Annotated in this window: 20 protein-coding genes; 18 read left to right on the top strand and 2 right to left on the bottom strand. The window is 43.7% G+C overall.

Going from position 1 to position 24453, the window contains the following annotated elements; genetic code table 11:
* Positions 1 to 167: 167 nt before the first annotated feature.
* Positions 168 to 1664, top strand: coding sequence for a glycerol kinase GlpK (gene glpK / locus ACED29_RS06370; protein WP_371697291.1), 1497 nt, complete (start codon positions 168 to 170; stop codon positions 1662 to 1664).
* Positions 1665 to 1675: 11 nt separating this feature from the next.
* Here the strand turns inward: glpK and ACED29_RS06365 are convergent, their stop codons facing one another.
* Positions 1676 to 1996: a hypothetical protein gene (locus tag ACED29_RS06365; protein ID WP_124018368.1), complete on the bottom strand. Its 321-nt coding sequence runs from the start codon at positions 1994 to 1996 to the stop codon at positions 1676 to 1678.
* Between the two features lie 1033 nt (positions 1997 to 3029).
* On the opposite strand from ACED29_RS06365, the gene mraZ reads away from it, so the two are divergent.
* The 15 genes from mraZ (at position 3030) to lpxC (ending at position 20048) form a co-directional block, all read left to right on the top strand.
* Complete coding sequence (gene mraZ, locus ACED29_RS06360) at positions 3030 to 3488, top strand: division/cell wall cluster transcriptional repressor MraZ (protein ID WP_371697290.1); 459 nt, start codon at positions 3030 to 3032, stop codon at positions 3486 to 3488.
* Between the two features lie 25 nt (positions 3489 to 3513).
* Positions 3514 to 4455, top strand: coding sequence for a 16S rRNA (cytosine(1402)-N(4))-methyltransferase RsmH (rsmH, locus tag ACED29_RS06355; protein ID WP_371697289.1), 942 nt, complete (start codon positions 3514 to 3516; stop codon positions 4453 to 4455).
* Positions 4456 to 4469: 14 nt separating this feature from the next.
* On the top strand, positions 4470 to 4784 hold the full coding sequence (gene ftsL / locus ACED29_RS06350) for a cell division protein FtsL (protein ID WP_124018370.1): 315 nt from the start codon (positions 4470 to 4472) through the stop codon (positions 4782 to 4784).
* Positions 4785 to 4795: 11 nt separating this feature from the next.
* Positions 4796 to 6544, top strand: coding sequence for a penicillin-binding transpeptidase domain-containing protein (locus ACED29_RS06345; protein ID WP_124018371.1), 1749 nt, complete (start codon positions 4796 to 4798; stop codon positions 6542 to 6544).
* The gene (murE, locus tag ACED29_RS06340; RefSeq protein ID WP_371697288.1) at positions 6531 to 8021 is read left to right on the top strand and encodes a UDP-N-acetylmuramoyl-L-alanyl-D-glutamate--2,6-diaminopimelate ligase; all 1491 of its coding nucleotides are present in this window, start codon (positions 6531 to 6533) and stop codon (positions 8019 to 8021) included. The genes ACED29_RS06345 and murE overlap by 14 nt, the downstream gene beginning before the upstream one ends.
* Positions 8018 to 9406, top strand: coding sequence for a UDP-N-acetylmuramoyl-tripeptide--D-alanyl-D-alanine ligase (gene murF, locus ACED29_RS06335; protein ID WP_371697287.1), 1389 nt, complete (start codon positions 8018 to 8020; stop codon positions 9404 to 9406). Before murE ends, murF begins: the two co-directional genes overlap by 4 nt.
* Positions 9407 to 10489 (top strand): phospho-N-acetylmuramoyl-pentapeptide-transferase, encoded by a 1083-nt coding sequence (gene mraY, locus ACED29_RS06330; protein WP_124018374.1) that lies wholly within the window; start codon positions 9407 to 9409, stop codon positions 10487 to 10489. It begins immediately after the preceding gene.
* A 22-nt stretch (positions 10490 to 10511) separates the two neighbouring features.
* The gene (gene murD, locus ACED29_RS06325; RefSeq protein WP_371697286.1) at positions 10512 to 11834 is read left to right on the top strand and encodes a UDP-N-acetylmuramoyl-L-alanine--D-glutamate ligase; all 1323 of its coding nucleotides are present in this window, start codon (positions 10512 to 10514) and stop codon (positions 11832 to 11834) included.
* Positions 11824 to 13038: a cell division protein FtsW gene (ftsW, locus tag ACED29_RS06320; RefSeq protein WP_124018376.1), complete on the top strand. Its 1215-nt coding sequence runs from the start codon at positions 11824 to 11826 to the stop codon at positions 13036 to 13038. The genes murD and ftsW overlap by 11 nt, the downstream gene beginning before the upstream one ends.
* A complete protein-coding gene (murG, locus tag ACED29_RS06315) occupies positions 13038 to 14141 on the top strand; it encodes an undecaprenyldiphospho-muramoylpentapeptide beta-N-acetylglucosaminyltransferase (RefSeq protein ID WP_347690668.1) in 1104 nt (367 codons plus the stop codon). Before ftsW ends, murG begins: the two co-directional genes overlap by 1 nt.
* A 1-nt stretch (position 14142) precedes the next feature.
* Positions 14143 to 15597, top strand: coding sequence for a UDP-N-acetylmuramate--L-alanine ligase (murC, locus tag ACED29_RS06310; protein WP_124018378.1), 1455 nt, complete (start codon positions 14143 to 14145; stop codon positions 15595 to 15597).
* Between the two features lie 124 nt (positions 15598 to 15721).
* Complete coding sequence (locus ACED29_RS06305) at positions 15722 to 16489, top strand: cell division protein FtsQ/DivIB (RefSeq protein WP_182698919.1); 768 nt, start codon at positions 15722 to 15724, stop codon at positions 16487 to 16489.
* On the top strand, positions 16490 to 17725 hold the full coding sequence (ftsA, locus tag ACED29_RS06300; protein ID WP_124018380.1) for a cell division protein FtsA: 1236 nt from the start codon (positions 16490 to 16492) through the stop codon (positions 17723 to 17725).
* Positions 17726 to 17751: 26 nt separating this feature from the next.
* Positions 17752 to 18918: a cell division protein FtsZ gene (gene ftsZ / locus ACED29_RS06295; RefSeq protein ID WP_124018381.1), complete on the top strand. Its 1167-nt coding sequence runs from the start codon at positions 17752 to 17754 to the stop codon at positions 18916 to 18918.
* Positions 18919 to 19127: 209 nt separating this feature from the next.
* Positions 19128 to 20048 (top strand): UDP-3-O-acyl-N-acetylglucosamine deacetylase, encoded by a 921-nt coding sequence (lpxC, locus tag ACED29_RS06290; RefSeq protein WP_124018382.1) that lies wholly within the window; start codon positions 19128 to 19130, stop codon positions 20046 to 20048.
* Between the two features lie 4 nt (positions 20049 to 20052).
* On the opposite strand, the gene ACED29_RS06285 is transcribed toward lpxC, so the two are convergent.
* Positions 20053 to 20505: a DUF721 domain-containing protein gene (locus ACED29_RS06285; protein ID WP_124018383.1), complete on the bottom strand. Its 453-nt coding sequence runs from the start codon at positions 20503 to 20505 to the stop codon at positions 20053 to 20055.
* Between the two features lie 27 nt (positions 20506 to 20532).
* Between ACED29_RS06285 and ACED29_RS06280 the strand changes: the two genes are divergently transcribed.
* The gene (locus tag ACED29_RS06280) at positions 20533 to 21432 is read left to right on the top strand and encodes a M23 family metallopeptidase (RefSeq protein WP_371697285.1); all 900 of its coding nucleotides are present in this window, start codon (positions 20533 to 20535) and stop codon (positions 21430 to 21432) included.
* A 58-nt stretch (positions 21433 to 21490) separates the two neighbouring features.
* The gene (gene secA, locus ACED29_RS06275) at positions 21491 to 24211 is read left to right on the top strand and encodes a preprotein translocase subunit SecA (RefSeq protein ID WP_371697284.1); all 2721 of its coding nucleotides are present in this window, start codon (positions 21491 to 21493) and stop codon (positions 24209 to 24211) included.
* Positions 24212 to 24453: the final 242 nt, after the last annotated feature.

The following is a 24453-nucleotide window of genomic DNA, read 5'->3' as shown; positions in this document are numbered from 1 at the left end:
CATCGTAATTTACATTCCTGCGGGTGTGACTAGATAATTAACCCCTTGGATATTAATAAAGGCAATTGCCTGCAATAATTATATTTGTCGATCTAGTATGTGATATGGGTTTATTAAATAGACAAATAATACAAAAATAATCATATTAAAATGATATAGGAACTCAGATGGCTGCCAAAAAATACATTGTCGCATTAGATCAAGGCACGACAAGTTCTCGTGCCCTTGTGTTTGATCATCAAGCAAATATTGTCGCCGTTGCGCATCGTGAATTTACTCAACATTATCCGCAAGCTGGTTGGGTAGAGCATGATCCTATGGAGATATGGTCTTCACAAAGTTCAGTGCTGGTGGAAGTACTGACTCGAGCAGGAATTAGTCGTCATGATGTCGCTGCAATAGGGATTACTAATCAACGTGAAACCACTATAGTCTGGAACAAGCATACTGGTAAGCCGGTATGTAATGCGATTGTATGGCAATGTCGCCGCAGCCAGGCAATATGTCAGCATCATAAGGCCCTAGGGGCTGAAGATATGGTGCGCCAAAAAACTGGACTAGTACTAGACCCATACTTTTCGGCGTCAAAAATTGAGTGGATTTTAGATAATGTTGACGGGGCCCGTGAACAAGCTGAAGCCGGTGATCTATTGTTTGGCACGGTTGATACTTGGCTGGTGTGGAAACTCACCCAAGGTGAAGTTCATGTGACCGAACCAACCAATGCATCTAGAACCATGTTATTTAATATTCACACTAAACAGTGGGACCAAGAGTTACTCAATCTGTTTAATATCCCTCGTTCGATGTTACCTGAAGTGAAACCCTCATGTGCCATTTATGGCTATACCGAACTTGCAGGCAACTCAGTTCCTGTCGCTGGGATGGCTGGCGATCAGCAGTCGGCATTATTTGGCCAATTGTGTATTGAGCCCGGTATGGCAAAAAATACCTATGGTACTGGCTGCTTTTTGTTAATGAATACCGGTGACAAAGCTGTTGAGTCAACTCATGGTTTATTAACGACCATTGCGATTGGGGCTGACACAAAAGTGAATTATGCCCTAGAGGGTTCGGTATTTATGGGGGGCGCTATTATTCAATGGCTCCGTGATGAGTTAGGTCTTATTGCCGATGCGTGTGACACCCAATATTTTGCCGACAAAGTGGATGACACGAATGGCGTCTACTTGGTGCCAGCATTTGTGGGTTTAGGAGCCCCTTATTGGGATGCTGATGCCCGAGGTGCCATCATAGGCTTAACCCGCGGCGCTAATCGAAACCATATTATTCGTGCCGCATTAGAAGCCATTGCATATCAGTCTCGTGACGTGCTGGATGCCATGAGTAAAGATTCTAATGTGCCGTTAACACAAATTCGAGTCGATGGTGGTGCGGTGTCAAATGACTTTTTAATGCAATTTCAAGCTGATATTACAGGTGCAACGGTTATTCGTCCTCTGGTCACTGAAACGACTGCTATGGGGGCTGCATTTCTAGCGGGTTTAGCTGTTGGGGTATGGCAGTCGACTGATGAGTTGCAGATTATGTTGTCTACTGAGCGCGAGTTTACGTCAACTATGGACGAAGCTACTCGAGCAAAGTTGTACCAGGGGTGGAAGCAGGCTGTGTCGCAAGTCAGCCCAAACGGTAACTTTGCTTAACGAAGTAAACATTAGACTTCAATATCAATATGCTGGCTGGTGGTTTCTCCACGGGTGGAGAATCGCTTATCCGTTTTCATTGGTCTAATTCGGCTAGCGCCATTTTTTTTCTCATTAACGGTTCTCGGTTTAGAACGCCTTTCTTGACGAGGGGCCTCTTGGCGTTGAATCGGGACTTTATGAGCAATATTAGGTGGCAATTGTGACTGTGGCGCCTCGTGGCTGTCGGCGCTGATAGCACTGGTATGTTTGACGTTTTCAACAATCCGTTTACGCTCACTTACCGCCTGTACTGGCCTAGCCAACATGGCATAAATGCTATCGATACTCATGATGCTCTCCCATATTGGTTAAATGAATGTGATTATTAACCACCTAAACTGTTTATCGGCACAAATTGATTAAAATGTAATCTTTTAGATAGAAGCTCATTTAGGAAGCGCTTTTATAAGGTGGATCATTGGCGTTATCGCTACCCACTGCCGAAAGTAGATATGATGAGCCATGTTAATCTTCAATTGCTTTAAATTTGTTCAACCATCACCCCACGCTAGCAGAATAATACCAACATCGCGACACTTTCCTACTTCAACTCAGCCAGGTATTAAGCGCGATCTGGATGTAGTCTTTGCGCATTCACCTTGTCGTTCACTTGCATTCATGAGCGCTTTTTACCATTTATCCATTGAGCTAATTCAACCTTGTACCTTTTGAGGCATTAAGAAAAATTAACTGTGATTACGAGATTAATTGATAAAATGCTTGCCCTTAGCATCGGGCCTTTAATGTCCAACATTGTGATATTTAACCGTAGATGTTAACCATAATTTGATGATGATTAATTGCTTAAGTATTGCGACCCTGCTTATTTAAGCAAAATGTCTATTAAGGTTAATCATGAGTTTGTGTGCTTTACAAACTGCGCGTTACATACTGCTATCGAGAGCAATGGATAAACATAAAGGTAAGATTAAGTGGTTTTTTTGCCGTATAAAGTAGACCCAGTCGACTATTTGTTAATTTTTAATGAACTTAAAACCGAGTAGCTGAGCAGTATTACGATATAAAGATGGAGTATTCGAACCATAAAGTAAGTTTAATAAAAAAGATCTCCAGTCTATTTTTGCCGATAAAGTGACCGTTATGTCTCTGGTTTAACTCATTTACCCTGATTTTTAGCTGTTTTCTTCAGACGGCTCTGTCATTCATCCCGCTTGATATTAATTTGCTGCTAACCCGCTTGGGGTATGGATTTAATATATCTGTCCATTGCTTGACAACACTTGCATAGAGTCCCTAAACTTAGCATTTGTGGGAAGAAGTGGATCATTGTGGATCAAATGATAACAATAAGGGCTAAATAACGTGTTTCGTGGCACCAGTGCAATCAACATGGATGCAAAAGGACGGATCGCTATTCCAGCGAGATACCGTGATGCGTTACGTGTGGAGCATGCCGGCACTGTGATTATGACCGTTGATATTGATGCCGCTTGTTTGTTGATTTATCCGTTACACGAATGGGAGCAGATTGAAGCAAAGTTAAGACTGCTTTCTGACACTGATCCACTTGAGCGATCCTTTAAACGAAAATTACTAGGTCATGCACAAGATTGTGAACTAGACAGCCACGGACGTATTGTGATCCCGCCGGCATTGCGAAGTTTCGCCAGCTTAGAAAAGAAAACCATGCTGGTGGGCTTACTGAATAAATTTGAATTATGGGAAGAGTCAGCTTGGCAACAACAAATGGATGATGGCAATACGCTCATTCAAAGCCAAGATTTAGCCAGCAATGAACGCTTGGCACACTTTTCACTGTAGTTATCTAAAAGGTTAGAAGAACCCAATGAGCCAAGAGTTTGCCCATTTATCTGTATTACTTAATGAGACCGTAGACGGACTCAACATCCAAAGTGATGGCATCTACATTGATGGCACCTTTGGCCGTGGTGGGCATTCGCGTCATGTGTTAAGTCATTTGGGTGAAAACGGTCGCCTAATTGCGATTGACAGAGATCCGCAAGCGATTGAGGCAGCTAAACAGTTTGCTGATGATCCACGCTTTCAAATTGTTCACGGTGGCTTTGGTCAAGTAGCTGAATATGTCGAAGAACTTGGTCTGACGGGCAAAATCAATGGTGTATTGCTTGATCTTGGCGTGTCGTCGCCACAATTAGACGATGCAGAACGCGGCTTTAGTTTTTTACGCGATGGCCCGCTCGATATGCGTATGGACAATAGCCAAGGTCAAACTGCAGCCCAGTGGATAGCACGTGCAGAAATTGAAGACATGGCATGGGTATTTAAAACTTATGGTGAAGAAAAAAATTCGCGCCATATTGCACGATGCATTGCAGCCGATCGTGAAAAAACGCCTTTTTTACGCACGAAAGACTTAGCTGATTTGATCGCGCGGATCACCAAAAATAAAGAGCGAAATAAGCATCCTGCCACGCGAGTGTTTCAAGCTATCCGCATTTATATCAACAGTGAATTAGAGCAAATAGATCAAGCGCTTGAAGGTGCTTTAGCTGTGCTAGCTCCCCAAGGTCGCTTATCAGTGATCAGTTTTCATTCTTTAGAAGATCGTATGGTTAAGCGTTTTATACGCCGCCATAGTCAAGGTGAAAGCGTGCCACATGGATTACCTATCATGGAGGCCGAGCTTAATAAATCGCGTAAATTAAAGGCGGTGAGTAAAGCACTAAAGCCTTCTGATGCAGAATTAGAGTTAAATCCACGCGCGCGCAGCTCAGTGTTACGAGTTGCAGAGCGTCTGGATTACTAACTATCGAGGGTAATGTGAGCCAATCACCATTAAATTTACCTCGAATTGTATTACTCGATATGTGGCAGCACAAATGGGTGTTGCTTCTTATTCTATTAATTGTAATCAATGGTGTAGCCGTTGTTTATACCAGTCATGTAACACGTAAATTGATCACTCAGTGGGATCAATTGTTGCAAGAGCAAGATCGCTTAGATATTGAATGGCGAAACTTATTATTAGAAGAACAATCGCAATCAGAGCACAGTCGTGTGACTCGAATTGCAACCAAAGAACTAAACATGTCTCGGCCGCTTCCTAAGGAGGAAGTTATCATTCGAGTCCAGTGAGCATAGGGAATATGGCTAGACAAGCGAAGCAGAAATTAGGTCACGAACTCATCCCATGGCGTTTATACGTTGTGGTGGGATTCGTATTGCTATTATTTTGCAGTTTAGTTGCCCGTGCAGCCTATATTCAAATTATTGAGCCAGATAAACTCCGTCACGAAAGTGATATGCGCACCTTACGCACAACCAGTAACCAAGTTCAGCGAGGTTTAATCACTGATCGCAATGGTGATATGCTCGCAGTCAGTGTGCCTGTGCAAGCGGTGTGGGCCGATCCTAAACACGCTCATGACCAAGATGCATTTAAAGATATGCGCCGTTGGCAAGCTCTTGCCGATGTACTTCAAGAGCCAGTCGATGAGCTGGTGGATAAAGTTAAAAATCACCCGAATAAGCGCTTTGTATACTTAAAACGTCAGGTAACCTCCGCCGTTGCAGACTACATTGAGCAGTTGAAAATCGGTGGCATTTACCTTAAAGCAGAATCTCGCCGTTATTATCCTTCAGGTGAAATTGCCGCTCAGTTAATCGGTATTACCAATATCGACGATGTCGGCATTGAAGGCATTGAAAATACTTATAATACCTGGTTAACAGGCACACCCTCTAAGCAAAAAGTCCGTAAATCTCGCGATGGCAGCGTGGTTGAGCGTTTAGATATGGTCCAAGAGGGCGAAAGCTCTAACGATTTAGTGCTCAGTATTGATCAGCGTATTCAGCAATTAGCCTACCGTGAATTAAAGCGTGCAACAGAAGTATACCAAGCGACATCTGGCTCTGTGGTGGTGATAGACGTCAATACGGGTGAAGTGTTGGCGATGGTCAATACTCCCTCATATAACCCTAATGCCCGTGATAATTTGCAGCCACACCGCATGCGTAATCGTGCCTTAACTGACACATTTGAGCCAGGGTCAACAATTAAACCTTTTGTTGTCGCGGCCGCGCTTGAAGCTGGCACAGTGAAAGTCAATGAATTGATATCGACATCGCCTGGTTGGATGCGCATTGGCGGGCGTCAAGTGCGTGACTCGAGTAATTATGGTGACATGACCTTAGCCAAAATTTTGGTGAAGTCGAGTAACGTAGGAATTAGTAAGCTGTCCTTGTCTATGCCCATTGAGCAATTATTAGGCACTTACCAATCTATGGGAGTCGGCAATTATTCAGGGATCAATTTAACCGGTGAAAGTGCTGGGTTAATTCATAATCGTCATCGTTGGTCTGACTTTGAGCGTGCCACTCTGTCTTTTGGTTATGGTTTTACTGCCACTCCGTTACAAATTGCCCGTATGTACGCCACCTTAGGCAGTGGTGGAATACTGTATCCTGTGTCTATTTTAAAACTGAAACAGGCGCCCGAAGGTAAGCAGGTTATTTCACGTAAAGTCGCCTATGACGTTATGGAAATGCTCGTTGGGGTTACTGAAACGGGAGGTACGGGAACTAAAGCTCATATTGATGGCTACCCTGTAGCCGGTAAGTCCGGTACTAGCCGTAAAGCGGTAGCGGGTGGTTATGGCGATGATTATGTTGCTTTATTTGCCGGTGTGGCTCCAGTTCATAACCCTCGTTTAGCGATTTCTGTGGTCATTAATGAACCAAAAGGTGACAAGTATTACGGTGGCGACGTAGCGGGTCCCGCCTTTGCTAAAATTATGTCTGGTGCTTTACAAATGCTTAATGTTGAACCTATTTCAGAGCAGGAAGCCGTTCATTTGGCTACTGCGCGAGGAGCGCAGACCAATGTTATTAAATGATTTATTAGCGCCATGGTTCCATTACTCTGGTCGCGAATCGATTAGTGGTTTGACCCTAAATAGCCGTGAAGTGCAAGCTGGCAGTTTATTTGTGGCCCTGCCTGGCTATAAAGTTGATGGTCGATCATTCATTTCTCAAGCGGTTCAAGCAGGCGCTACAGCAATACTTATCCATACTGATAATCCAGATGAACATGGCTTAGTCGATCGCATTCAGTATAACGTGCCATTAGTGTATTTTTTCCAATTAGGTCGGCAGTTATCGGCCGTTGCCGCGCAGTTTTATTTGTCCAACCGTCAGTCGTTGTCATTAATTGGTATCACAGGAACTAATGGCAAAACTTCAGTCAGCCAAATTATCGCGCAAATAGTTGCCTTACTTGGTCATCAAGCCGCTGTTATGGGCACATTAGGCAATGGTTTGTGGGGGCAACTTGTTGACAGCGGTAATACCACTGCCGATGCGATCACCATTATGCGTCAGCTTGGTGAATTTATTGCTCAAGGCACAGAAGTGTGTGCCATGGAAGTCTCAAGCCATGGCTTAGTCCAAGGGCGTGTCGAAGCGGCGCCGTTTGAGATTGCTGTGTTTACTAACCTAAGCCGTGATCACCTAGATTATCACGGTGATATGGACTCTTACGCCGCGGCTAAAAAACGCCTATTTCAATTTCCTAGTGTCCAACACGGGGTGATTAATATTGATGATGCTGTTGGCGCAAAATGGCTGACTGAACTGGCAAATGATAAGCATAAATCTTTCAGTATTAAGGGTAATACTACAGCCGACTTTTACTGTGACGCTATTGAATATCATGATGCTGGTGTTACTGCAACGCTACATTTTGTCGAGATCGATAGCGGCCAACGAGTAAGTACGCCGTTTAGTTCACCGTTATTAGGTGCCTTTAATTTATCGAATCTTTTGGCCGCGATCTCTGCTTTGTACCTTCAAGGAATGGCAATGGCATCGATATTGGCCGTCATTCCAAAACTGGTGCCTGTGGCTGGTCGTATGGAGCGTTTTGCCTCAATGAATAAGGCTACTTTAGTGGTCGATTACGCTCATACTCCAGATGCCATTGAACAAGCACTAAAAGCGTTAAGACTGCACTGCAAAGGCACATTATGGTGTGTATTTGGTTGTGGCGGCGATCGTGATAAAGGTAAACGGCCTTTAATGGCACAAGCCGCAGAACAGTATGCAGATAAAGTTATGATCACTAGCGATAATGCCCGCAGTGAAGATCCGCAAACTATTATCGATGATATTTTGCAGGGCATTAGTCAACCGCAAAATGTGCTTAGCCAGGTTGACCGTATTGAAGCGATTACCCGTGTAGTGTCATTGGCACAAGCTGACGATATTGTACTGCTTGCTGGAAAAGGCCATGAAACCTATCAAGAAGTGGCTGGTGAGCGAATTGACTACGATGAACGTGCGTTAGCATTAACCTTGTCTCAGGAGGCATCATGATTAGCGTCACTTTGTCGGAATTGGCTCAGCATCTTAATGGCATGTTAACAGGCCAAGATAGGTTGATTAACAATGTCAGTACTGACAGTCGTAATATTAGCGCGCAATGCTTATTTGTTGCTTTAAAAGGCGAGCGTTTTGATGGCCATGATTTTGTCACAACAGCCATAAACAATGGTGCAGAAGCGCTTTTGGTTGATCATTTATTAGTGGATCATCCTTTTGGCGCCGATATCCCGCAAATTGTGGTCGCCGATACCCAAAAGGCGCTGGGTCAGATAGGCATGTTTGTTCGTCAAGCTGTGGCACCTATTTGCGTGGCATTGACCGGATCAAACGGTAAAACCAGTGTTAAAGAAATGCTAGCCACTATTTTAGCTCAGCACCATAAAGTGTTATTTACTGCAGGTAATTTTAATAACGAAATTGGCGTGCCATTAACCTTGATGCGTTTAAGTGAAGGCGACGAATACGGGGTCTTTGAGCTTGGTGCAAATCATAGTGGTGAGATTGATTACACCTCATCATTAGTCCATCCACGAGTCGCACTGGTGAATAATGTCGGCAGTGCTCACCTTGAAGGATTTGGGTCGCTTGAAGGAGTTGCACAGGCAAAATCGGAGATATTTAATCATCTTTCACAAGATGGCACAGCGATTATTAATGCTGACGATAAGTTTGCCGATTTTATGCTGCAACGCTCCAAAGACCATAAACAATTACGTTTTTCATGTGACATGAATGTAGATGCAGACGTTACCGCGACAAATATCGTGGCCGATGCCAATGGTTGTTATCAATTTACATTGACGTTTAACGGCCAGCATGTGCAGGTACATTTGCCATTGGCTGGAATGCATCAAGTGAGCAATGCTCTTGCCGCGGCATCAATGTCGATTGCGTTGGGATTATCGCTTACGAACATTGCCCAAGGCTTTAATTTACTCATACCCGTAAAAGGGCGCATGCAGCCACATGAACTTGGCCGAGTGTTATTAATTGATGATAGTTATAACGCTAATCCAACATCCGTGAGTGCAGCAATTGATTGGTTGCAACAACGTGATGGATATCGTTGTTTAGTGCTGGGAGATTTAGGCGAATTAGGCGACAATGCCGCCCCTTTGCACGCTAGCATTGGAACGCAGGCTAAAAATGCAACAATCGAGGCGCTGTTTTGTTGTGGTCAGTTATCGGCCAATACCAGTGAAGCATTCGGTAGTGAGCATTTTCCAGCTCAAGAAGCATTGATCGTGGCATTAAAAAAACAGTTAGCAAGCACCACAGGTCATATCACAGTTTTAGTTAAAGGTTCCCGCAGCGCCGCCATGGAGCGAGTTGTGGACAGTTTATTAGATGCCTATGGGCGTGGGGAGTTAGTGTAAATGCTGGTTTATCTAGCCGAGTATTTAACCCAGTTTTATTCTGGGTTTAACGTTTTTTCATATGTAACGTTTCGGGCTATTTTAGGCTTGTTAACCGCATTGGTGTTTAGTTTGTGGTGGGGGCCGATACTAATTAAGCGCCTGCAAATGCTGCAAATTGGCCAAGTGGTTCGAAGTGATGGCCCTGAGTCACACTTTAGCAAACGTGGTACGCCGACCATGGGCGGCATAATGATCCTTGCGGGTATTTTTATCAGCGTGCTGTTATGGGGTGATTTATCTAACCGTTACGTGTTAGTTACCTTATTCGTATTAGCCACTTTTGGTGCGATTGGCTTTATTGATGATTACCGTAAAGTGGTAAAAAAAGATACTAAAGGCCTGATTGCTCGTTGGAAATATGCTCTACAGTCTATCGCTGCGTTAGTGGTGGCAGTGTTTTTATATAGCTCCTCGACCATGGGTGGGGAAACCCAATTAGTGGTACCGTTTTTTAAAGATATTATGCCTCAGTTAGGCATGATGTTTATTGTTTTAGCGTACTTCACCATTGTCGGTGCGAGTAATGCGGTGAATTTAACAGATGGCTTAGATGGCCTGGCGATTATGCCAACCGTAATGGTCGCCGCAGCTTTTGCATTAATCGCTTACTTATCTGGTCATGCTCAGTTTGCCAGTTATTTGCATATCCCTCATTTACCTTTAGCGGGTGAGTTAGTGATTGTGTGTACCGCAATGGTAGGTGCAGGTTTAGGTTTTTTATGGTTTAACACTTATCCAGCGCAAGTGTTTATGGGCGATGTGGGTTCATTAGCTCTGGGCGCAGCTTTAGGTGTGATTGCCATTTTAGTTCGCCAAGAAATTTTGCTGGTGATTATGGGCGGCGTTTTTGTTATGGAAACCGTATCGGTGATCCTGCAGGTGGGCTCATATAAATTACGCGGCCAACGCATTTTTCGTATGGCGCCGATCCATCATCATTATGAGTTAAAAGGGTGGCCAGAGCCGCGGGTGATTGTGCGTTTTTGGATTATCTCGTTGTTTTTAGTGTTACTAGGTCTTGCGACGTTAAAATTACGCTAAGCAATTAATAAAGGTCAGTATTATGCAAACTCAATACACGCACATTGTTTTAGGCTTGGGGGCTACAGGGCTCTCGGTCGTGCGTTTTTTAGCGACTAAAGGCATCAAACCTTTAGTGATGGACAGTCGTCGTCATCCGCCCGGTGCAGATACCTTGGCGCAAGAGTTTGCCGATATTGAGTTATTAGCCGGTGGGTTTGATTGTCGCTATTTAGTTCAGGCTAGCCAAATTATCATTAGCCCAGGTGTGCCTGTTGATACGCCTGAAGTGCGTGCGGCATTAGATATGGGCATTGAAGTAATTGGTGATATTGAGTTATTTGCCCGAGAGATAGCGGATAGAAAACCGTGTGTTGTTGGCATCACTGGGTCAAATGGTAAATCTACAGTAACGACCTTAGTATATGACATGCTGCTAACGGCCGGTAAGTCGGTGGCTATTGGCGGCAATATTGGTACGCCAGCGCTGGATTTATTGCCTCAAAATGCTGATTTTTTTGTACTTGAACTGTCGAGTTTTCAACTTGAAACCACTGCTTCGTTACATTGTATTGCGGCTACATGCCTTAATATTAGCGAAGATCATATGGATCGCTATAGCGACCTAAACTCCTACCGCGAAGCAAAGTTACGTTTATATCCACAAAGCCGTTTTGTCATGTATAACCGCGATGATGAATTAACTTATCCAATTGAACCAATGAATCAAAATAATTTTGGTTTAGGCGTGCCTGAAGGTGATGCGTGGGGCTTAAGTGATGGCAAGATTTTTCATGGTGATAGCGAAATTATGAATCTAAATGAAGTGACCTTAATTGGCAGTCATAATCACGCTAACTTATTAGCCGCAATGTCATTAGCGGATGCTTGCGGGGTTGGTAAAGAGTCCATGATTGAAGTGGCTAAAACCTTTGCTGGTTTAAGCCATCGTTGTGAGCTTGTCGGTGTGAAACAAGGTGTGACGTACATCAATGACTCCAAAGCGACTAATGTTGGCGCAACAGTTGCCGCACTGGAAGGGCTTAACTCGCATTTAGGCGATTTATACTTGATCGCTGGCGGCGATGGTAAAGGCAGCGATTTTCGTCCCCTTGCAGAACCGCTTTCCAATATTACTCAATTGATTACCTTGGGCCGAGATGGGCGCAAAATAGCCAAATTAAAATCAGGAGCTATTGAGGTCACATCGATGGCTGAGGCCGTTGCAAAAGCCGCTGAGTTAGCATCGTCTGGTGATATCGTATTATTGTCTCCGGCGTGTGCCAGTCTAGATATGTATAAGAATTTTATGGCTCGCGGTGATGATTTTAGACAATGTGTGGAGTCATTAGCCGATGGCGAATAACGAGCAGCAACTGAGCTTGTTTAAACGAGGCCTTAATTGGACTTTACCCTCGTTATTATCAGGTGAACAAACACCTGATATGCCATTGTACGACCGTAGTTTTCTCGTCGCGATAGTCGGTTTGATGTGTTTTGGCTTTGTCATGGTGATGTCCGCGTCAATGCCTGAAGCAACTAAGCTGACAGGCGATCCATTTTATTTTATGTACCGCCATGTGCTCTATCTTGTTGGCTGTGTGGTGATTGCATTTGTGGTGCTTAAGTTCGAAGTCAGCTATTGGGAAAAAAATAGCGGCATGTTGATGCTTGGAGTACTGGTCTTATTGATCGCTGTGCTGTTTATTGGCACATCGGTAAATGGTGCGCGTCGATGGTTGTCTATTGGTCCTATTAGGATCCAAGTCGCCGAAATGGCCAAGTTTGTGTTTATTGTTTATATGGCGGGTTACTTAGTTCGTCGTCATGGTGAATTGCGTGAAAACCGTAAAGGCTTTTACAAACCGATTGGCGTTTACGGTTTGTTCGCTGTGTTGATCCTATTACAGCCCGATTTGGGTACTGTGGTCGTGTTGTTCGTGTGTACTGTAAGCCTACTTTTTTTGGCTGGTGCTCGCATTACTGACTTTATGGTGTTGGTGTTACTAGGCGTAGCGACATTCGTATTGCTGGTGTTATTTGAGCCTTATCGTATGCGACGAGTGACTTCGTTTATGGATCCATGGGAAGATCCTTTCGGCAGTGGTTATCAGTTAACGCAATCGTTGATGGCTTACGGTCGGGGTGATTGGTTTGGTCAGGGGCTAGGTAACAGTATTCAGAAGCTTGCTTATTTACCAGAAGCGCATACTGACTTTATCTTTGCGGTGATCGGTGAAGAACTCGGGTTTATCGGTATTATTATGGTGTTATGCGCACTGTTTTTCATTGCTATTCGTGCGATTAGATTGGGTAATTTATGTTTAAAAATGCAACGTCCTTTTGAAAGTTATGTCGCCTATGGTGTAGGCATTTGGGTGTGTTTTCAGACAGTCGTTAATGTGGGAGCCAGTATTGGTATGTTACCAACCAAGGGGCTTACGCTGCCGTTTATTAGTTATGGTGGCAGTAGTTTGTGGATTATGACCGCTGCGGTGATGTTGCTCATTAGGATCGATCATGAACGTCGAGTTAGTTTGGTACAAGCTGTAAAAGGGAGAACAAGTTAATGAACAGTAATATTGGCAGTTCTCCTAAGATATTGATTATGGCTGGCGGTACGGGTGGGCATGTTTTCCCGGCACTAGCAGTAGCAAAGTACTTAGCTGACAAAGGTTGGCAAGTACGTTGGTTAGGTACAGCCGATCGTATGGAGGCTCGACTCGTGCCACAGCATGGATTTGATATTGAATTTATCGATATTAAAGGTGTGCGAGGTAATGGGCTCATACGTAAGTTAGCGGCTCCGTTTAAAATTATACGTTCAATTATTCAAGCTAAAGCTGTGATTGATGACTTTCAGCCCGACGTCATTCTAGGGATGGGCGGGTTTGCCAGTGGCCCTGGTGGCGTGGCGGGTAAATTAGCTGGTATTCCGCTGGTGTTGCATGAGCAAAATGCCATTCCAGGATTAACCAACAAATTGCTGTCTAAGATTGCCAAAAAGGTTTTGTGTGCATTTCCTAACACCTTTGCCAGTAATGTGGCCAATGTTGAGGTAGTAGGTAATCCCATTCGCCAAGAGCTGATTGAGTTAGGCGAACACATTAAAACCCCACAAGCAGATGCGTTAAGGGTGCTAGTGGTGGGTGGCAGTTTAGGCGCAAAAGTATTGAATGACGTTATGCCAGCGGTGGTGGCTCATTTATGCAAATATCATTCACTGACAGTTTGGCACCAAGTGGGCAAAAACAACCAAGCAAGTGTCAAGGCTAACTACCAACAGCTTGGGCAGTCCGACAGTGTCAATGTTGCTGAATTTATTGATGATATGGAAGCCGCTTATCGTTGGGCTGATGTCGTAGTCTGTCGTTCAGGTGCTCTTACTGTATCAGAACTGGCTGCTGTGGGCTTACCGAGTATTTTAGTGCCATATCCACATGCAGTGGATGATCACCAAACCGTAAATGCATCGGTACTTGTTGATGCTGGCGCAGGATTTTTATTACCACAAACCATTTTAAATGCAGATAATCTTGCGGAAAAGTTGCAGTTATTTGCTGAGAATAGACAAGAACTAGCCCAGATGGGGCTTAAAGCAAGAGGTGTAGCAGTATTAGATGCCACTGAACGAGTAGCAGATATTTGTGCCTCATTTGCGAGAAAGGGTTGAAATGACAAAGACAGAAAAATACGCACAGCTTCGTAGCATGATCCCTGAGATGAGACGGATCAAACGCATTCATTTTGTTGGCATTGGTGGTGCTGGCATGGGTGGGATTGCGGAAGTGCTAGTGAATGAAGGCTATCAAGTGAGCGGTTCGGATATTGCCATCAATAGTGTGACTGAACGTTTAGTCAGTTTGGGTGCGAAAATCATTATTGGCCATCAGGCCCAAAGTGTTGAGCAGGTTGATGTCGTCGTGGTTTCAACAGCGATTAACCAGCAAAATCCTGAGATTATCGCTGCCAAAGAATTACGTATTCCGATTGTACGTCGTGCAGAGATGCTAGCCGAGTTAATGCGCTATCGCCATGGTGTTGCCATTGCAGGTACTCACGGTAAAACCACCACTACCAGCTTAATTGCAAGTGTATATGGTCAAGCTGAACGCGACCCAACATTTGTCATCGGTGGTTTACTCAATAGTGCAGGTACCAATGCACGCTTAGGCACTAGTCGATACCTTATTGCTGAAGCAGACGAAAGTGATGCAAGCTTTTTACATTTGCAACCAATGGTGAGTGTGGTCACCAATATTGAAGCCGATCACATGGATACCTATGGTGGTGATTTTGAAAAGTTGAAAACCACCTTTATTGATTTTTTACATAACCTGCCGTTTTATGGTGTAGCCGTTATGTGCATTGATGATGAGGTTATTCGCGAAATCATGCCGCGTATTGGCCGACAAGTTGTGACCTATGGTTTTAGTGACGATGCCGATGTACAGGCGATTAATTTTTCTCAAAACGGCCATCAGTCAAGCTTTACGGTGAAACGTCACAATAAAGAGAATCTCGATATTGTGCTTAATTTGCCAGGCGAGCATAACGTACTTAATGCATTAGCTGCGATTGCTGTTGCCAGTGAAGACGACATTGATGATAGCGCTATTGTGCAAGCGCTTGCACAATTTGAAGGTATTGGTCGACGTTTTCAGCATTTAGGTGAATTTGAAACACCTAATGGCAATGTGATGCTAGTGGATGATTACGGTCATCATCCAAGTGAAGTATTAGCAACGATTAAAGCGGCTAGGGCTGGTTGGCCAGATAAGCGCCTAGTTATGGCATATCAGCCGCATCGATACAGCCGTACCCGTGATTTATATGAAGATTTTGTCGATGTGTTGTCGCAAGTAGATTGTTTATTATTATTAGATGTTTATGCCGCTGGTGAAGCGCCTATTCCCGGTGCGGACGGACGTGCTTTATGTCGCTCGATTCGCTTACGTGGCCAGATAGACCCTATTTTTATTGCCAGTCCAGATCAGCTAGCCGCGGTATTGCCTGATGTATTGCAACATGGTGATTTATTCATGACCCAGGGGGCAGGTAATATTGGTAGTTTATCGAAAGAATTAGCTCAGAATAATCTGGGTTGTAAAGTACTTGCTGAAGAGTAATAAAGTGATTGATTTTTCACCAATTATTGCGTGTAAAAATCGAGCTTTAAACCTTCTGGATTGGTCTATATAATGACCGATCTTTTGGGATTAACTCCGGAACAATATCAGAGGCGGATTTAAGGTGTCGTGGAGCGATAAAGGGCGGCAACTAAAACATAAACTGGCTCGTGTTAATTGGTATTTTTGCACTGGCGTACTGTTTTTATGCAGTGTACTTGGCACCGTAGTATGGGGTGGGGTGAAATTGCATGATCTGCTCAATGATGCAGATGCATTACCAATTGAAGCGGTTGCCATTAAAGGCGAGCGAATTTATACCACCGATGACGAGATAAAGAACGCCTTGCAATCATTAATGCAAAGTAGTTTTTTTAGTGCCGATGTTGCGGATGTTCAAAAAGCATTAGAAGCTTTGCCGTGGGTTTATCATGCATCTGTTAGGCGTGAATGGCCGGCAAAGTTTAAGATCACTTTACAAGAGCAGCAAGCTGTAGCGCATTGGAATGAAGTGTCTTGGCTCAATACTAATGGTGAGGTTTTTGATGCGTTAGCGCATGCAGAACATGATACGTTACCTAAGTTATATGGCCCTGAAGGGGCTGAAATGGAAGTCTTGACCAGCTATAAGCAGTTAGATGAGTTATTGACGATAAACCAGTTTAAGTTGGCCAGTTTACGCCTAAGTCCACGTCATGCTTGGCATGCAGTATTGGCTAATGGGATTCAAATTGAACTTGGTCGAGAAGATAAAATGGCAAGGATACAACGCTTTATAAATGTGTATCCTACTTTGAAGCAGAGTGATAAACCCGTTGCAACCGTTGATTTACGTTACGATACCGGGTTCGCCGTAGGTTGGGATGATTCAGAAAAAGAGAGTCGACAATAAATGACCAAAAATCAGGAAAGAAACCTCATCGTGGGGTTAGATATAGGGACATCCAAAGTCGCAGTGATCATTGGCGAAGTATTACCTGATGGTGAAATTAGTGTCATTGGTTTAGGTAATCATCCTTCTCGCGGTATGGACAAAGGCGGCGTAAATGACCTCGACTCTATCGTACGCAGCGTGCAGCGAGCGTTAGATCAAGCAGAGCTTATGGCAGATTGTCAGGTTGCCTCTGTGTATTTAAGCATTTCGGGTAAGCACATTGCTTGTCAAAATGAAAATGGCATGGTGTCGATTAACGACGAAGAAGTGACTCAGGAAGATGTTGACAACGTTATTCATACCGCGCGCTCGGTTAAGATCCCGACAGAACGTCGTATTTTACACGTATTGCCACAAGAATATTCTATCGATGTTCAAGACGGGATTAAGAGCCCAATTGGCATGTCGGGCATGCGTATGGAAGCGAAAGCGCATATCGTGACCTGTGCCAATGATATGGCCAAAAATATTACTAAAAGTGTTGAACGCTGTGGGCTAAAAGTTGACGATTTAGTGTTTTCTGGTATCGCCTCCGCAGATTCAGTGCTCACAAATGATGAGAAAGATTTAGGTGTGTGTATTGTTGATATTGGTGGTGGAACAACCGATATTGCTGTATATACCAACGGCGCATTACGGCATTGTGCGGTGATCCCAGTAGCGGGTAACCAAGTTACCAGTGACATTGCCAAGATATTCAGAACGCCCTTAACGCATGCAGAACAAATTAAGGTGCAATTTGCCAGTGCCAGAAGTTCAACCGTCAGTCGTGAAGACAGTATTGAAGTACCATCAGTAGGTGGTCGACCTTCACGCAGCATGTCACGTCATACGTTGGCAGAAGTGGTAGAGCCAAGATACCAAGAATTGTTTGAGCTTGTGCTTAAGCAGTTACAAGATAGCGGATTAGAAGATCAAATTGCTGCAGGGATTGTACTTACCGGAGGAACGTCATCGATATCGGGTGCCGTTGAAATTGCAGAAGCAACCTTTGGTATGCCAGTTCGTGTTGCCTCTCCGCTACCAGTTAAAGGATTATACGAATATGTGGATCAACCAATCTATTCTACCGGAATAGGGTTGCTTCATTATGGCGCAAGGCGAGTTATCGAACGACAGTTCGAGCGACCTGAGCGACAAGGGGTTACCAGCTTTTTGAATCGGGTCAAAAGTTGGTTTAAAGGTGAATTTTAATAACGCAGACAAACGGAGATCAGACAATGTTTGAGATCATGGATACACATTCAGACGAAGCGGTGATTAAAGTCATCGGCGTCGGTGGCGGCGGCGGAAATGCTGTCGAACATATGGTAAAACACAGCATCGAAGGTGTTGAATTTATCGTCACAAATACAGATGCACAAGCACTACGTAAATCAAGTGCAGGTTCAACTATCCAGCTAGGGCGCGATGTTACTAAAGGCCTTGGTGCTGGCGCAAATCCTGATGTCGGTCGTCAAGCTGCAGAAGAAGATCGCGAGAACATTCGTGCAGCAATAAAAGGGTCTGACATGATCTTTATCGCTGCAGGCATGGGCGGTGGTACTGGTACCGGTGCTGCACCAGTCGTGGCTGAAATTGCGCGTGAAGAAGGTATTCTAACGGTTGCTGTTGTGACTAAGCCTTTTCCTTTTGAAGGGAAAAAGCGTATGGCATATGCAGAACTTGGTATTGCTGAATTAGCTAAACATGTGGATTCGTTAATTACGATCCCAAATGAAAAGTTATTAAAAGTATTGGGTCGTGGTACATCACTACTTGATGCCTTTGCTGCAGCTAACAACGTATTACTGGGTGCCGTTCAAGGTATTGCAGAGCTTATTACTCGCCCAGGTCTTATCAACGTCGATTTCGCCGATGTGAAAACCGTGATGTCTGAAATGGGTAATGCCATGATGGGTACTGGTGTTGCTCGTGGTGATGATCGTGCAGAAGAAGCAGCTGAAGCTGCTGTTGCCAGTCCATTACTAGAAGATATCGATTTAGCCGGTGCTCGTGGCGTGCTAGTTAATATTACTGCTGGTATGGATATCACCATTGAAGAGCTTGAAACAGTGGGTAACCATGTTAAAGCTTATGCATCTGATAACGCTACTGTTGTTGTTGGTGCTGTGATTGATCCTGAAATGAGTGATGAATTACGTGTAACTGTTGTTGCTACTGGTATTGGCGCTGAGAAAAAGCCAGACATTCAGCTAGTGTCTAAGCCTGTTGCTCGTCCAGAACCTGTTGCGATAGAACCTCGTCCAGAACCCGTTGATGAAGTTGTATCACAACAAAGCTATGCTGCGCCAAAAGGTAATGCTGTACCGCAGCCTCAACCAGCGCAACGTACTGATGCTGATTATCTTGATATTCCAGCATTCTTACGTAAGCAAGCGGATTAATAGACGGATAAAACGCAATGTTTAGCGTGACTAATGAGCGCGATGTGCTGATAAAGGTTATTTTGTAAACAGGTTTACAATTTGCAACGTATTTGGCGTTTTTTTTGTGAAAAACTAAATTTATGGTAGCATGTTGTACCAGTTATGCATGATAGCCTGAGGCTATTATTGCAACTATTTGTTTAATATTGATATTTATGGGCTACTGAATGATTTTTCAAAGAACTGTTCAAAAGATGGTGAAGAGCACTGGTGTCGGATTACATTCTGGCAACAAGGTGACTCTGTGCATTAAGCCCGCACCAGTGAATTCAGGGATTGTACTCAAGCGTACCGATCTTAGCCCTGCTGTGTCTATTCCAGCCAAGGCAGATATGGTTCGTGAAACCACAATGTGTACTGCCCTTGTCAATGATGCTGGTATTCGAATATCAACTATTGAGCATTTGTTTGCAGCACTTGCTGGCTTAGGCATCGATAATGCTATTATCGAAGTCGATGCACCAGAAATCCCGATTATGGATGGCAGTGCAAGCCCTTTTGTGTTCTTACTGCAAAGCGCAGGTATTAAAGAACAAGCTGCAGCGAAAAAATATATAAAAATTACTAAGCCTATACGTGTTGAAGATGGTGATAAATGGGCCGAGTTAAAACCTTTTAAAGGCTTTAGAGTTGATTTTAAAATTGACTTTGCTCACCCTGAAATTGCCCGCAGTCAACAACACATGGTGATGGATTTTTCGACATCAGCGTTTGTAAAAGACATTAGTCGTGCCAGAACATTTGGTTTTATGCGGGATATTGAATACCTACGTGCAAATAATCTTGCATTAGGTGGCAGCATGGAAAATGCCGTTGTACTTGACGAATATCGTGTATTAAACCCTGATGGTCTGCGTTATGAAGACGAATTCGTTAAGCATAAAATTCTCGATGCATTTGGTGACTTATATGTTGCTGGTCATGCAATTGTCGGTGAATTTTCGGCTTACAAAACGGGTCATGCGTTAAACAACCAACTTGTGCGTGCATTGCTTGCTCAGCAAGAAGCATGGGAGTTAGTCAGCTTTGACAAAGAGGCTGATGTGCCTGTCAGCTTCATGGTTCCAGGTGCGTTGGCGCACGTTTAACCCGTTAAGATTGCCTATTACGGCTGGCTAATGCAGCCAGCCGTTTTAGTTTTTCACCTAGAGAACCATCGACATGTTCTGCTAATGCTTCAATATGCTGTGCTGCAGTGGTGCTGATCACATTTTGATTAGTTTGAGATTGTGGTTTTGCTAAGGCAAGCCCAGGATTGACTTTCACCTCAATAGCAGTAAGCATCGGAAGTGTGTCAGTTTGAAGCTGTTTTAATAGCTTCTGCTTTTGAAAGTTTATTCTAGCAGCCCATGCTGCGGATGTCGTTTCAATAACAAGAACACCCTGGCGGAGATTAGCGACTTTTAGCTGCTCAGCCACAGGGCCACTTAATGTCTGTTTTACATAACGATTCAGATTATTAAGTAGTTCTGCTTTCTCGGCCAGTTCAGGCAGTCTCCCAGACAAATGGACTAAATTGCTGAGATCTTGAGGGGGCTTTTTCATATGATAATAAGATGGCTGAATTAGGCTATGAGTGTAACAGTTTTTATCCAAAGTCGAAATGGTGTAACGCGCTGGCAACCAAGTAAGCGTTGGTTACTCCTACCTATTATTCTAATGGCCACCGGCACAGGAATATATCAATACAGCACTGAGCGTTTTGCTAACCAACAAGCGAAAGTTGATGAAAATAAGCAACTGCGCCAACAGCAAAAGCAACAAGTGGTAGAACTCAAAACTGCAACTGAAACCCAGCTAGCATCTTTAGTCACTCACGTGGCAAAATTGCAGGCCAAAATCACCCGACTTGAAGCCCTTGGGCAGCAAGTAGCGCAAAATAACCTCCTTGATGACCAATTTGATTTCTCTACAGAAGTCGGTATCGGTGGATTGAGCGAAATCGGCAATGGTATCGAATTAAGTCAGCTTATCGATGAAATGAATAAGCTGGCATCTAGAATTGATAATAATAACGTTCAGCTATCCCTACTTGAAACAGTAGCATCTAATCTCCATATAGATGAAGAGCGTTATATATCAGGGCGGCCAATCGATAAAGGTTGGTTATCTTCGCCCTATGGTTTACGAAATGACCCTTTTAGCGGCCGACGAACGATGCATAAAGGCATTGATTTTGCCGGCAAAGAAGGGGCGGATGTTACAGCTACTGCTGCAGGCGTTGTAACATGGTCAGGAAGAATGCTTGGATATGGTGAGTTAGTCGAAATAGATCATGGTAATGGTCTTCGCACTCGCTATGGACATAATAAATCTCTGTCAGTAAACGTAGGTGACGTGGTTGCCAAAGGCGATAAAATTGCCAGTATGGGAAGCACAGGCCGTTCAACCGGCCCCCATGTGCATTACGAAGTGCTGCGTGGTAAACAACAAATAGATCCACAGAAATACGTTTACCGCAAAGCAAGTTAATAATATTAACGGTTAATGCGCTCAAATGAGCCAAACCTACAACAGATAAGTGATTAAGATGTTAGGCAAACTACTGACAAAAGTATTCGGAAGTCGCAACGACCGCACCCTGAAAAGTCTTGGAAAAATTGTTGTTCAAATTAATGCATTAGAAGCAGATTACGAAAAGCTTTCTGATGAAGAACTGAAAGCGAAAACGGCAGAGTTCCGTGCACGTTTAGAAAATGGCGAAACGTTAGATGACATCATGGCAGAAGCATTTGCTGTTGTTCGTGAAGCATCTAAGCGTGTGTTTGATATGCGCCATTTTGACGTGCAGTTACTTGGCGGCATGGTACTCGACAGTAATCGCATTGCTGAAATGCGAACCGGTGAAGGTAAAACACTTACGGCAACTTTGCCTGCTTACCTTAACGGCATATCGGGCAAAGGTGTTCACGTTATTACCGTGAACGATTACTTGGCAACCCGTGATGCTGAGAATAACCGTCCACTGTTTGAGTTTTTAGGATTAAGCGTCGGTATAAACATCGCGGGTTTAGGTTCATTCGAAAAGAAAGAAGCTTACAACGCAGATATTACCTACGGTACCAATAATGAATTCGGTTTCGACTATCTTCGCGACAACATGGCATTTTCGCCACAAGAGCGTGTTCAGCGACCATTGCACTATGCCCTTATTGATGAAGTCGATTCAATTTTAATTGATGAAGCGCGTACACCATTGATTATTTCCGGTGCCGCAGAAGACAGCTCTGAACTTTACGCTAAAATTAATTTATTGATCCCAAGTCTCATTGCTCAAGATAAAGAAGACACCGAAGATTATGTTGGCGAAGGTGACTACAGTATTGATGAAAAAGGCAAACAGGTTCATTTAACTGAACGTGGTCAAGAGAAAGTTGAACTGCTTTTAATTGAAAAAGGTATGTTAGCCGAAGGCGACTCGCTTTACTCTGCGACGAATATTTCGCTATTGCATCATGTTCATGCAGCACTTCGTGCACATACCTTGTTTGAAAAAGATGTCGATTATATTGTTCAAGATGATGAAGTCATCATTGTCGACGAACATACAGGCCGTACTATGCCTGGACGTCGCTGGTCTGAAGGCTTACATCAAGCAGTGGAAGCTAAAGAAGGCGCTAAAATCCAGAATGAAAACCAAACTCTGGCTTCTATCACTTTCCAAAACTATTTCAGACAGTATGAAAAACTTGCCGGTATGACCGGTACCGCTGACACTGAAGCATTTGAATTTCAGCATATCTATGGCTTAGACACGGTTGTTGTTCCGACAAACCGTCCAATGGTTCGTAATGATATGGCCGATTTGGTCTATCTTACTGCGCCAGAGAAATATGCCGCCATTATTAAAGATATCGAAAGTTGCCGCGAACGTGGTCAACCAGTATTGGTGGGTACGGTATCTATTGAGCAATCAGAACTGCTTAATACGTTATTGAAAAAAGCCAAAATCCCTCATAGCGTGCTCAATGCTAAATTCCATGAAAAAGAAGCTGAGATCGTTGCTCAAGCGGGTAGTTTAGGTGCAGTAACAATTGCAACTAACATGGCTGGTCGTGGTACAGATATCGTATTAGGCGGTAACTGGAACATGGAAATTGAAGCACTAGATAATCCTACCGCAGAACAGAAAGCCAAGATTAAAGCTGATTGGAAGATTCGTCATGATGAAGTGGTTGCTGCAGGTGGTTTACACATCCTAGGGACAGAACGTCACGAATCTCGTCGTATCGATAATCAGTTACGAGGTCGTGCTGGTCGTCAAGGTGATGCGGGTTCTTCACGTTTCTATTTGTCGATGGAAGATAGCTTGATGCGTATATTCGCATCTGACCGTGTATCAGGCATGATGAAGAAGCTTGGCATGGAAGAAGGTGAAGCCATCGAACATCCATGGGTATCACGTGCTATTGAAAATGCGCAGCGTAAAGTAGAAGCGCGTAACTTTGATATTCGTAAGCAGCTACTTGAATATGATGATGTGGCTAATGATCAACGCCAAGTTGTCTATGCACAACGTAATGAGTTAATGGATGCTGAGAGTATCCAAGATACAATTCAGAATATTGAACAAGATGTGATCAGCGGAATCGTCGATCAATATATTCCACCGCAATCACTTGAAGAACTGTGGGATGTATCAGGACTTGAACAACGCCTTGGTAACGAGTTTGGTCTAAAGCTAACGATTCAAAAATGGTTAGATGAAGATGACAATCTGCATGAAGAGACGCTACGCGAACGGATCTTATCTTCATGGAGTGATTTATATAAAGCTAAAGAAGAAATGGTCGGTGCACAAGTATTACGTCAATTTGAAAAAGCGGTAATGCTACAAACGCTAGATGGCCTTTGGAAAGAACACTTAGCGGCTATGGATCATTTGCGCCAAGGTATTCATTTACGTGGCTATGCACAAAAAAATCCAAAGCAAGAATATAAGCGTGAATCGTTTGAGTTATTTCAACAACTGCTTGAAACACTAAAAAATGACGTGATAAGTGTATTGTCTAAAGTACAAGTCCAAGCACAATCAGATGTTGATGAAATGGAGCAACGTCGCCGTGATGAAGAAGCAAAGATTAAACTGGCTTATCAACACGCATCAGCAGAAGCATTAAGTGATACTGCAGAGCAGCAAGTCGAGGCTCCTAGAACAGTGATCCGTGAAGGCGAGAAAATAGGCCGTAACGATCCATGCCCATGTGGTTCAGGACAAAAGTACAAACAATGTCACGGTAAACTCAGTTAACTCTCGGTTCACTATTGATGTTAGATAAAAAAGGTAGCGATTATTCGCTACCTTTTTTTTGTTTCTAGTTTCATAAAATACACTGCAAAATTAGCCTTCTGTGGATAACTTTGGGGGTAAATAGTGGGTATCATGTAGTTAAGTCGTCAAATGGAAAAAAGATCATAAAAAGATCATTTTTTTGCACAAAAGCGCTTGCACTAAATCTTAAGCTGCCTATAATGCGCATCCACTGACACGGC

Origin of the sequence: Shewanella sp. 5S214 (assembly GCF_041439795.1) — a bacterium.
Classification (GTDB): Bacteria; Pseudomonadota; Gammaproteobacteria; order Enterobacterales; family Shewanellaceae; genus Shewanella; species Shewanella vesiculosa.
Note: the sequence above shows the minus strand (reverse complement) of the source record. Positions and strands in the feature narration are given on the sequence as shown.